Origin of the sequence: Spirosoma aerolatum, from assembly GCF_002056795.1 — a bacterium.
GTDB lineage: Bacteria > Bacteroidota > Bacteroidia > Cytophagales > Spirosomataceae > Spirosoma > Spirosoma aerolatum.
Window position 1 is genome coordinate 1,236,795 of sequence record NZ_CP020104.1, and the last position, 12,056, is coordinate 1,248,850.

The 12,056-nt window shown below is 49.4% G+C and carries 6 protein-coding genes; 2 read left to right on the plus strand and 4 right to left on the minus strand.

Features of this window, described 5'->3' with window-relative positions:
* The first annotated feature begins 510 nt into the window (after nt 1-510).
* The gene (locus B5M13_RS05090) at nt 511-3,753 is read left to right on the plus strand and encodes a SusC/RagA family TonB-linked outer membrane protein (RefSeq protein WP_080054601.1); all 3,243 of its coding nucleotides are present in this window, start codon (nt 511-513) and stop codon (nt 3,751-3,753) included.
* A 115-nt stretch (nt 3,754-3,868) separates the two neighbouring features.
* The gene (locus tag B5M13_RS05095; protein ID WP_080059808.1) at nt 3,869-5,305 is read left to right on the plus strand and encodes a SusD/RagB family nutrient-binding outer membrane lipoprotein; all 1,437 of its coding nucleotides are present in this window, start codon (nt 3,869-3,871) and stop codon (nt 5,303-5,305) included.
* A gap of 93 nt (nt 5,306-5,398) precedes the next feature.
* Here B5M13_RS05095 and B5M13_RS05100 read toward each other — a convergent pair whose 3' ends face one another.
* The 4 genes from B5M13_RS05100 to B5M13_RS05115 form a co-directional block, all read right to left on the minus strand.
* Nucleotides 5,399-5,692, minus strand: a complete 294-nt coding sequence (locus B5M13_RS05100; protein WP_026261813.1) for a hypothetical protein — start codon at nt 5,690-5,692, stop codon at nt 5,399-5,401.
* 98 nt (nt 5,693-5,790) lie between these two features.
* Entirely contained in the window at nt 5,791-8,166 is a 2,376-nt protein-coding gene (locus B5M13_RS05105) for an ABC transporter permease (RefSeq protein WP_080054603.1), read from the minus strand.
* An 81-nt stretch (nt 8,167-8,247) separates the two neighbouring features.
* A complete protein-coding gene (locus tag B5M13_RS05110; protein ID WP_080054605.1) occupies nt 8,248-10,599 on the minus strand; it encodes an ABC transporter permease in 2,352 nt (783 codons plus the stop codon).
* A 171-nt stretch (nt 10,600-10,770) separates the two neighbouring features.
* The gene (locus tag B5M13_RS05115; protein WP_080054607.1) at nt 10,771-11,949 is read right to left on the minus strand and encodes a serine hydrolase domain-containing protein; all 1,179 of its coding nucleotides are present in this window, start codon (nt 11,947-11,949) and stop codon (nt 10,771-10,773) included.
* Between the last annotated feature and the right edge of the window lie 107 nt (nt 11,950-12,056).

Sequence of the window (12,056 nt, forward strand, 5' to 3'; positions counted from 1 at the left end):
AAGATCCATAGTATTTCGTTAGGTCATTAATTGGCACATAATAAAGTGCCATGAATCGTAAAATAGTACTATTATTAGTTATTTATACGGATAGGTATTAATGTGTACTACTTATAATTCAGAGCATTATCTTAAAAAAATACTTAGCTGGTTAGTAGAATTATTAGGCTATTTTGGTTTTTATTTTGAAATAATCGAAGAATGTGAAATAATATTTTAATTATTTGTTAATTTATTAGAATAAAATTGTGAATAAATATTTTAATTAAAAATATAGTATTGATTTTATGTTTTTATTGGAATTATATTTGGATTAAAAATAGCCTGGCAACAGGTTATTCGGTTCTATGCCTGGCCAGCATCAATAAGTCTTTAAGTACCCTAACGAGGAAGGGCATAATGCCTGCCTTGTCCAGATTTCTTTCCACGTAATAAAGCGCCTGTTCTTTTTCCATTAGCACCAGTCAGTTACTGGCGTAGGTGTTCTTTTTAACCTAATCATGGAGTGAAATGCAGCACAAACAACTACTTAGCTTACTTTTTGCCTTTTTTATCCCCCTTCAGCTTCTGGCACAGAGCCGGGTTATAAAAGGTACGGTCACGTCTGGCGAAGATAACTCAGGGCTTCCTGGTGTAAACGTAGTGATCAAAGGCACCACCATTGGGGCATCAACAAACGCAGAAGGAACGTATTCCATTGCCATCCCCGACAATCTGTTCAAAAATGCGGTACTGATTTATTCATTCATTGGGATGAAAACGGCCGAAGTAACCGTTGGTAACCAGACCTCCATATCGGTCCGGTTACAGCACGATGAAACGTCGCTCGATGAAGTGATTGTGAGTGCTTTAGGCTTTAAGGAGAATGCGGATAAACGTGGGGCAACAGCCTCCAAAATCGAAGCTAAAGACATCGTTCGGTCGGGCGAAACGGGAGTGATCAATGGGATGTCGGGCAAAGCGGCTGGTGTTCAGATTACCAAGTCGGCGGGTGACCCAGGGGCAGGTTCCTACATCCAGATTCGGGGACAGAACACGATTACAGGCTCGACGCAGCCGCTGGTTATTGTGGATGGGATTCCCATCAGCAACTCGACGCTGGGCGACGGCGTTGCCGGGGTAACCCAGCAGTCGCGTCTGAACGACATCAACCCCGAAGATATTGCCTCGATGCAAATTCTGAAAGGAGCGTCGGCAGCGGCTTTGTGGGGGTCACGGGCAGCCAACGGGGTAATTGTGATCACAACCAAAAAAGGGGCCAATAGCGATAAGGTGAACATCTCATTTAGCTCTACCGTGTCGTTCGATAAACCCAATCTGCTACACCCGTTGCAAAGCAATTATGGGCAGGGGTCGGATGGGGTATATAACCCGACGGTTGCCAATTCGTGGGGCGATAAAATTGCCAATCGGGCCGGGGGCGACGACGTTGTCAATATGAATGGGGCTCGTTTTGAGGCTTATAGTGGCAAGACGTATTACCCCATTATCACCAAGAACTCGAAGGAAACCTACAACGACATTCGGAAAGATGCGGTCTTTAGAACGGGTACCTATGTCGATAACAATCTGTCGATCAGTGGGGGAAATGATAAAGGGAATTTCTACCTGAGCTTTGGCGATCTGCGTCAGAAAGGGATCATCAACGGTCAAAGTGATTATAATCGGACTACACTCCGGTTTAACTCCGAACGTCGGTTCAACGATGTTATAAAATCATCGACCAACGCTACCTACGCCCGAACGACCTCGAACCGGATTCAACGGAGTAATAGCGTAAACGGTCTGTACATTGGTTACCTCCGTACCCCCGCCGATTTCGACAGTCGAGATTATAAAGGGAATTACTTTGCGTCGCCAACGGCAAGTGCCATTCCGAATCGGCAGCGGGCATATCGAAATTACCTGGGTGCCCTGGCCAATCCGATTTATAACGACCCGTTGTGGGCAATCAATGAGTTGACCAACTTTTCGGAAGTTGATCGATTCATTATGAGTTCAGAACTGCTCATTACCCCTGCCTCCTGGTTCGACGTTACGGTCCGGGGCGGTATTGATGCCAACACCGATCACCGTATTACAAATTACCCGGTAAACTCGGCGTCAAACAGCGGCCTGGGAAGTTATGAGGAGAATATCTATAAGGAATCGGAGATGAACGGCGATCTGATTGGTCGTATATTCAAGGATTTTGGTAAGAATATTACGAGTACGCTCATCGTAGGCTTCAACCTGAACGACCGGAAATACCTCAATCTGGGCGGAACCATGAACACGTTCATCATTCCAGATGCACCCGCCAATTTTGGTAATTCGCTGGTATCGAACGATGCGCCCTATCGGACAACGACACACCGCCGGATGGCCCGTTTGTATTCGACTCTGAACCTGGGCTTTTATAACCAGCTCTATGTCAATGCTTCGCTGGCGGGTGAATCCGGCTCTACCTTCGGCAGTCAGACTAAATCGACGTTCTATTACCCATCGGCCGATGTGGCCTGGCAGTTTACGCAGCTTCCTATTTTTCGTGATAGCCCTGTTCTGTCGTTTGGTAAACTGCGGGCTTCCTACGGTACGGTGGGCGTGCAGCCCGATGCGTATCGGAATGCTACGACCTACGTAAATGCCTCATTCAGCAGTTGGGCCAACACGCTCAGTGGCTCCGGCTATGGCAATGGGGCTTATGTTCGCAGTGCTACCCAGGGCGACCCTTTTCTGCAACCCGAACGGAAAACCGAATGGGAAATTGGCACCGACCTTCGTTTCCTGAACAACCGCCTGACGGCTGGCTTCACCTATTACCAGAACGAGATTATGAACCTGTTGCTCAACGTAGCAGTGGCAGGCTCAACCGGCTATACCTCGAAATACACCAACGCGGGTTCTATGACCAACAAAGGCTGGGAAGTGGAGTTAAACTATAACCTACTGAACAAGAGTGGATTTAACTGGAATGTGTTTGGGAACTTAAGCCGAAACATAAACCGGGTAACAAACCTGGCCGGAACGGACATTATTACGTTAGGAGGCTTCAGTACAACCGCCAGTACCGTTGCGAAAGTGGGCTATGCTATGTCGGCGCTCTACGGAGGCACCTATCTTCGGAAAGATGATGGCTCACTTAACCTGAACGCCAATGGGTTCCCGCAGGTGGCCTCGCAGTTTGGCGTTATCGGCGATCCAAACCCCGATTATCGGGGAGGCTTCGGTACCAATCTGACGTATAAAAAAATCTCGCTGAATGTACTTTTCGAGACATTCCAGGGCGGTGATTTCTACAATGGCACCCGAGGAACGCTCTACAATTTTGGCACCCATGCCGATGTCGGTAATGAGGTAACGCTGACGCAGGACCTGAAAAATTATGCGGGTAAAACCATTGCTGCCGGAAGCACCGTTCGGGGTAATATCAAGGACTTTGGCGCGGGGCCCGTACTGCTCGATCAATCCTATTACACATCCATTGGGGGCGGTTTCAGCACACTTGTCGAGCAGTTTATCACCGATGCCAGTTGGACCCGTATCCGCGAACTTTCACTAGGGTATTCCATCAGTTCGCCCAAGTTCCGCCAGAAGAGCAAGTTGCAGTCGATCGACATTACGGTAACGGGTCGGAACCCGGTGTTGTGGACAAAGATGGTGGGGATCGATCCCGAAACGGCCCTCAACGGAGCCAGCAACTCGCGCGGACAGGATTACTTCAACAGCCCGAACACGAAGTCATTGCTGTTCAGTATAAAAATCAATTACTAATTAAATGGAGAATGAATAATGTACAATGCACAATGAGATCTCAGGCGAACGACCATTATCCATTATTCATTTTACATTCTACATTATCCAGTATGCACTAATCATTGAAATCTTCATGAAACGACTCTATAGATCAGTTTTTGCCTTTGTGTTTGGCCTTCAGCTATTCGCCTGCTCGTCGATTGTTGAGAATCTGAACGTAGACCCAAACAATCCTACTAAATCGACCGCCAGCCTGTTGCTGACCGGGACCGAGATTGCCAACATGGCTACGCAGGAAGGCATGGCCAGCCGATTGACAACCATCTGGTCGGGTTACGCGTCCGGGGCCGACCGGCAATGGCTGGATTATTATAATTACAACGTGTCGGCCGGGATTTATGATGGCGACTGGAATCTGGTATATCAGGCAACGAATGCCAATGCGCTGCTAACCATTGCGCAGGCAACCGCCCTGGGGAACCGTAAAATGGTTGCGATTGCTAAAATTCTGCGGGCCAATGCACTGGCTACGGGAACGGAGTTATGGGGCGACATCCCATTCGATCAGGCAGGTGATAACGCGAAGTATCCTAATCCGGCATTTGAAGCCCAGCCAACGGTCTATACCAAGCTCCTGGCGTCGCTGGATGAGGCTATTACCGATCTGAAATCAGGGGTCGGGACGGTGACGACCGAGGATATTCACTTTGGGGGCGATGCCACGAAATGGACACAGGTAGCTTATACATTGAAAGCCCGGTTGCTGACCGATCTGAAGAAGTATGATGAAGCCTATACAGCCGCTCAGAGTGGGATCAGCGTATTTGCCAATTCGTTGTATGCGCCCCATGGCAACACCGCTAACGTAAACCAGAATCAATACTGGTCTTTTCTGGCTAGCTCTCGAACGGGTGATATTAATGCCGTGAACGCGTATAACACGACGTTGCTCAATCCGACGAGTGCGCGATACCGGGGCAATTCAAAAACGAATGAGACAGCCCGGTTTAAGTTTTATTACCTGGAAGTCGGCGTCAACAGTCCTGGCAAAATGGAGCCGAATACAACCGGAACAACGGGCTTCTTCGCGCAAAGTGCCAGTTTTCCGTTGGTTACGTATCAGGAAAATAGCCTGACATTGGCTGAGGCCGCCTTGCGTTCGGGAAAAGGGTTTGCTACGGCTCTGGGTCATTTGAATGCGTACCGGGCCTGGTTGAACACGGGTGGTAACATTAACGCGGCTTATCTGACGGCGGGTTCTTACAAATATGAGCCTTACGTAGCGGCTGATTTTGCGGCAGGTGGGATTGAAAATGCCGATGGTATTTCGGCCGATAATGCGTTGCTCCGCGAAATTTTACAGGAACGTTACGTTTCATTTTACGGGCAGCACATTGGCTGGAACGATGAACGCCGGACTCGTGCCGAAGCCTATGGGATCAAGCTGACACCGAATAGTGGTACCCAACTGCCGTGGCGGTTTATCTACCCGCAAAATGAGATCAACTCGAACCCAAGTACACCGAAGCCTGTACCCGCTACGTTTGAAGCGCTGGCGATTTATAAATAGAACCTGGTTTGAGTGAAGCATAAAGAAAAAAGGGCCAGTCAAGTTGACTGGCCTTTCTGATTCATCATTCTATTAGCAACTTATCAGGTTATCTTATCGGCTCATCAGCAAGGTTCGCTGTTTGGCCAGATCCTCTTTCTTGACGAAGGTGATCGGGACAAACTCATCGGTTGGCGAACCGATGTAATAGAGCGTCCAATCCTGGTCATACGTAGAGAGCAACTGTCGGATGCACTCGACCCGGTCGAAAGTGGGCACCAGGCAATCGCTCCAGTAGAACAGTTCGACACGGTAGTGCAGTGCCTGTTTCTGGCCATTGATAGTCACGTCGATTTCGATTTCCTGCTTCCCAGGCATCGAAGAAATAGGTATAGCGATGTATGACATAGTGTTAGGAAAAGGAATTTGATTAAAATTTATTTTGCACGGAGCGTGGTGCAGGGTGCATGGTGTAAGGAGCAAAACACTCTGCACCCTGCACCACGCTACTCAGATCGTAAACTATCGGTTGGATTGGTCAACGCCGTTCGATATGTGCGCCAGCCAATCGTTAAGCCGCCTAAAAGCAACATCGTACCAAAACAGGCACCTAACATACCCACACCTACCGAAATGTGATAGGCGAAGCTCATCAAAAAGAAACTGGTGGCCAGATACCCGATGGGTAGGGCAATGGCTCCGGCAATTAGCAATAACTTCAGGAAATCCCACGACAACAGCCAGATAACCTGATCGATACGGGCGCCCATCACTTTACGAATACCCACTTCTTTCGTGCGCAATTGAGTTGTATAGGTTACCATGCCCAATAACCCCAGGCAGGCAATCGATAACGCAAAACCAATCAATAAGCCCATAAATGAAATATCGTCGGTATGGTTATGGCGATTCCGTAGAAAATCATCGTACCATACGCCCGCAAAGGGTTCATAGGGATTCAGTCGTTTCCAGATCTGAGCAATAGTGGCCCGTGTTTCTTCTGGCTTTCCACCGCCTATTTTGACGTTCAGGTAGCGGAATGTGTTGGGTTCATAGCGCAGAACAAGTGGTTCTATTTTTCTGGCCATCGTAGAAAAATGAAAGTCTTTGAGTACACCCGCTATCTGGACTTCTGTGCTATCGTTCAGCCAGAGTGTTTGACCTACAGCGGCTCCGGGTTCTTTCAGTTGGAAAGCCCGGACGGCTTCTTCATTGATTAAGACAAATCGGGAAGCCGAATCACCCATGGAAACAGGCATATTCTGTCCAGCCAGTACGGTCAATCCGGCCACTTGTATCCTGTTGGCGTCTGTTGCATAGATATGGGCCCTGGCTAAGTCGCCGGTGGCTCGCTGGCGTCGGATCATCTCCCAGCGCCCTCCATTTTCGCCAAACAGATCGGACGTAGCCGTTAGTTTTTCGACACCCGCCAACTGATTGATTTCGGTTGTCAACCGAACAGGATCAGCTCCATTGAGCGGTACGATCAGTACATTATCCCGCTGAAATCCATAGTTGGTGGTGCCCATAAAATGCTGTTGACGAGCCATACCTAGTAAAGCGATCATGGCGATCAATGAAATCGAAAACTGAACCACAATCAGCGACTTGCGAAGACTGATTCCGCGCAGTACACGCAGGCCCGTTTGACTCCGAAGTACCTGCGCCGGTTGAAAGCCGGAAAGCACGCGGGCAGGCAACAGCCCTGCCAGCATACCCGTGATCAGGCTGAAGATGATGAACACTATCCACACGCGTACATCCTGCTCCCACTGTACACCACCAATGAGCCATTGTTGTACAAAAGGCATAGGCTTCACCAATTGCAGCATCCCATACGCTAAGCCAAGCCCCAGCATCGACAGTATGGCTGATTCGGCCATAAACTGTCCCATCAGTTGCCAGCGCAAGGCGCCAGCTACTTTCCGGATTCCGACTTCGCGGGCGCGACTCAGGGAGCGGGCCAGGGTCAGGTTGATGTAGTTGAACGAAGCCAGCAACAGCGTAAGTAAGCCAACGATCATTTCGGTTTCCAGCTTACCCAACGAAGGTTCATAGGTGCCCAGCATCAACTCTTCCCGCGATGGCGATAGGGTTGCCAACGGCTGACTGCGGAACGTATACCCTTTTTCGTTGGCAAAGTGTAAGCCTTTTGTTACCTGAGCGGCTAAGGTGGGTAGCACACTTGTGAGCGCATCAGCAGGGGTGCCGGGCTTTAGCGAGATGTACGTATACCCTTGCGTATACTGTTTCCAGTTGGTGCGTAATTGATTCCAATCCGAACCAGAAAGGGTGGCTGTTGAAATCAGTACATCGAAATTCAGGTGGGTTTTGGCAGGTGGTTCGGCCAAAATACCGGCAATAGTCAACGCACCCAGTTCGGGGTGGTCGATGCGTTTGCCAATTGGATTGGCTGTGCCGAAAAAACGTGCTGCCGTTTTGGGAGTAAGTACGGCTGTGCGTGGGGCAATAGCGGCCTGGCCTTTTGCCAGTTGAAACCCGAAAAGGGTAAAGAAATCTGGATCAACAGCGCTATACACTACCGGCAATTGTTTTCGATTGGCTGTAAAGTCGCTATAGTTGCGAATGACTCGGGTGGCCCGGTCCACAAAAGCGTATTGACGTTTTATGGTTTCGGCCAGAGGTAAGGGCGAGGTGGCAAATCCCTGTTTGTCGTTGTTTGTCGTCGTGACATCGGTAAGAATCCGGTATGTTCGGTCGGCGTGCGGATGAAAGGTGTCGTAGTCAAAAGCCCCTTTTATGTCGATCATCGCCAGCATACAAACCAGCATCCCCGACGCCAGGCCAAAGATGTTGATGAAGGTAAACAGCTTGTGTTTCCAGAGATTGCGAAAGGCCGTTTTTAGGAAGTTTCTTAGCATAGGTTGTGTGGAGTAAGGAGCTTGGAGCAGGGTGCAGAGAGCTAACTTACTCCACGCTCTCTGCACCCTGCTCCAAGCCATTTATTCCGTTTTAAGTGAGTTGACAGGATTCATCAGAGCCGCTTTTATACTTTGGAAGCTAATCGTCAGCAAGGCAATGGCGATGGACAGTACACCTGCCAGGGCAAATACCCACCACGACAGATCGGTTTTGTACGCAAATGCCTGTAGCCAGCGATCGGAGGCCCACCAGGCTAGCGGACTGGCAATCAGAATGGCTAGCCCAATCAGTTTCAGAAAATCGTTGGTGAGCAGGGTAACAATATTGGCGACTGATGCGCCCAGTACTTTCCGTACGCCAATTTCTTTCGTTCGGCGTTCGGTTGTAAAGGCGACCAGGCCAAACAGACCCAGGCACGATACCAGAATTGTTAACCCGGCAAAGCAGTTGAATACCATGACCATCAATTGATCTTTTCGGTACTTCGCATCGAACGACGCATCCAGAAAACTGTAATCGAACGGGTTGTTTGGGTAATGTTGTTGCCAAATCGTTTTGACCACCGATAAATCACTGGGTTTGACGCGTACCATTACATTGTTGATCAGGACGGTACGGTAAATGAGGATGAGTGGCTCAACCGGGTTGTGCAGCGAGCGGTAGTTGAAGTTTTTTAGCACGCCAACCACTTCACCTTTATGGCCAAACCCTTCCATGGCCTGCCCGATTCCTCCTTTCCAGCCTGCCAGTTTCACAAAAGCTTCGTTGACCAGAAAGCCGCCTTTGATGTCCGTTTTATATTGCGTAGATAGGTTGCGTCCCGCTTTCAGTCGGATGTTCAATAGCGGAACGAACGTTTCGTCGATGAACATGTAGTTGGCCATCAGTTCACGTTTTTTACCGCCCGACTGGATTGTAGTTGACGACATCGCCATCGGGCCATCCGCCAAACCGGAGCCCAGCGTTACGCCACCAATTTCGGACCGTTGTTTGAGGCTGTTGGCGAAGGCAGGAGCACCTGCGCGCATGGCTGAGTCGTCGGGTAGGTACACGCTCAGGATTTGATCGCGGGTAAAACCAACGTCGTAATGACGCAGGTAAGTCATTTGCCGGTGAATGACCAGCACCCCGGCAATCATACCGACCGCCAGCACAAACTGGAAGACTATAATGGATTTACGGAACCACAAACCCTGGCCGTAGCTGGCTAACCGGCCTTTCAGCACATCGACGGGGCGATAGCCGGATAATACAAAGGCTGGATATAGACCACCCAATAGCGTGACAAGGAGCCACGTACAGCCGATCAGGGGTATGGCATCAAGCGAGTCGAGTCGTAATTGGATCGCCAGTTGCTCATTAAAGACCGGGATAGTGAGGTGTAACAGCAGTAGGGCGCAGGCAATCGCCAGACCGCTCAGCAGGAACGATTCAAACAGAAACTGACGGACCAACTGACCATAGTGGGCACCACTGGCTTTGCGAATTCCTACCTCTTTGGCCCGTTCGGTTGCTTTGGCTGTTACCAGGTTGATGTAATTAAGCAGGGCAATGGCCAGTACAAACACGGCCAGAAAGGCAAACAGATAACTGTATTGTTTTGACCCTTTGGGTGTGTCTTCCAACTTGTCCTGGCTGTAATGCACATCCTGTAATAACTCGACCGGAAAGGTAATGGAGTAATTTTCAGCACCTGCTTTTTTTAGTTCCGGATCAATGTACTTTTTGGCCAACAGAGCCAGCTTTTTGGTGAAATCGCCCAATTTCGGCTCCTGTTTGAACTTTACATACGTATAGGCTGGAAAATCATCTTCCAGCCAACTGGTTGTCTTGTCTGGTTTTACCGAGAGAAGCGCACTAATAGGTAGGTCTGTATTGCTGGGCAGGTCGGCCATCACGCCCGTGATCTGGTATGTTTCTTTGTTGATCTGAACCAACTGGGACAGTACATCGGTCCGGCCGAAAAATTTATTGGCAAACCGTTCGGTAACGACAGCACTGTTCGGATTGAGTAAGGCGGTCCGGGGGTTACCAGCTACGAATGGATAGTTGAAAACCGAGAAAACGTCGTTGTCGGCATAGTATACATCGGTCTGTTCGGCCAATTGCCTCTTCGTCCGGACGGTAGCGCCAGTCATCAGAAACCGAACGGCTGTTTCTACTTCGGGGTAGTCGTGTTTCAGTGTGGGACCTAAGCGTAACGGGCTGGCTGCTATCGACAACGGCGACTCCGGCGTTTTCATCACAGTGGTGACGCGGGCAATCCGGCTGGCGTTGGGATGAAAACCATCATACGAAAACTCATGATCGACATATAAGGCCATCAGCATACAGGCTGCCAGACCAATGGCCAAACCACCGACGTTCAGGCTGGTGTATAGCTTGTTTCTCCAGAGATTTCGGACCGCTATTTTAAGGTAATTGCTGAGCATCGTATACCCGTCTGTTTAGGTTGGGTAACGTATGCTCAAATATTATACCATCTGTTTTAGTTGGCTGATTATCAGATATTTGTTTTAGGGGTAAAAAGCAACTACGTCCGGTTTCGGACGGGTTTAGTTCAGTTGCGGACAGGCAGTATTAACGATAGTTGGTTCGAAAAGTTAGTTAGGTAGTGATATGGCCCGTTCGTCCAGTTGTTTTATAATCTGATTGGTCATGGCTTTAATCCGGGAAGCGGTTGTGCGGTCACACTCGTTTGCGAAAACGACAATGCCCAGATTCTGTTCGGGGTAGTTGACGCATAAGCTACTGAAACCCGGAATATTACCATCCTGCCAGATCACCCGATTGCCTGCCGATTGAAGCATTTGCCAGTTTAAGCCTGATGCATACTGGCTACCGTTTGTCCAGGTTGGCTGATGGGTTAATTTAGCTGTAAGGGACTTTTCGGAAATATTCCACTGAATGTATTTCAACATATCGACAACGGTTGATTTTAATGCTCCGGCAGCCTGGAGCTCGTCGGGGCTATCAGGCATCAGAATACCTTCACAGTCATAGCCTTTGGCCATGCGGGTCTGAGCCGAAGGCGTCAACGTAATTTTTGTATCCCTCATTGCCAGTGGCTGGGTCAACTTTTGCTGGACAAGCTGTTCGAACGATTGTTCGTAAACGCGTTCTAAAATATACCCCAGCAATTGAGCCCCTGTATTGGAGTATTTGAAGGCAACGCCCGGAATCGTGTCCAGCTTGATCTGGTGAAGATCATTGTAAAAATCGGTGCGGCTGTAAGGACGCATAAGTTCCATAGCCACGGCCGACGCGGGTGTGTTGGTGTTGCTGAAGGCCTCGGGTTTGTTTGGGAGCAGGAAAGGTAAGCCCGACCGATGATTAATCAGATGAACGAGCCGAATAGGGTGCCCCTGATAGACCAGGTTTGGATAATCACCGGTCAGGTACTTACGAACGTCGTCGTTCAATTGTACTTTCCCATCGACTACGGCTTGGGCTAATAAAGCCCCAGTAAATGTCTTGGTAATGGATGCAATGGGGTAAACGGTCTGGCTGGTTGGAAGTTGCTGTCGGCCTCGTTCGATGGTTCCATAGTTGTACACAAATGGCTGACCACCTTTGATAATCCCGATGGAAAGCCCGACAGCCTGAGGCAGCCGCATAAATTGCTGAGCAGCCCGTTCGACCAGTGAATCGACGGTGGTTTCCAGCGGATTATCGGTCGATGCTTTTTCGGGTAGTCGAGCTAGTATGGGCAGGCGCTTCGGATGAACGGGTTCGGCTACCAGGGTAACAAGCAAGAGGACAGATGTGAGCCAGACATTCATGGGATTGAGCTGGTTTGAGGGGTGTATCAATGGCAAGATGCAAATTGACACGGTGGGGTTGCATGCTGGTCTATAAGATTCGGTTTACGGTGGCTGACGCAGGAGCA

Bases quoted from the DNA above. Each gene is read 5' to 3' on its own strand.
- B5M13_RS05105 (WP_080054603.1), bottom strand. From the start codon at position 8,166: ATGCTAAGAAACTTCCTAAAAACGGCCTTTCGCAATCTCTGGAAACAC.
- B5M13_RS05110 (WP_080054605.1), bottom strand. From the start codon at position 10,599: ATGCTCAGCAATTACCTTAAAATAGCGGTCCGAAATCTCTGGAGAAAC.
- B5M13_RS05100 (WP_026261813.1), bottom strand. From the start codon at position 5,692: ATGTCATACATCGCTATACCTATTTCTTCGATGCCTGGGAAGCAGGAA.
- B5M13_RS05095 (WP_080059808.1), top strand. From the start codon at position 3,869: ATGAAACGACTCTATAGATCAGTTTTTGCCTTTGTGTTTGGCCTTCAG.
- B5M13_RS05115 (WP_080054607.1), bottom strand. From the start codon at position 11,949: ATGAATGTCTGGCTCACATCTGTCCTCTTGCTTGTTACCCTGGTAGCC.
- B5M13_RS05090 (WP_080054601.1), top strand. From the start codon at position 511: ATGCAGCACAAACAACTACTTAGCTTACTTTTTGCCTTTTTTATCCCC.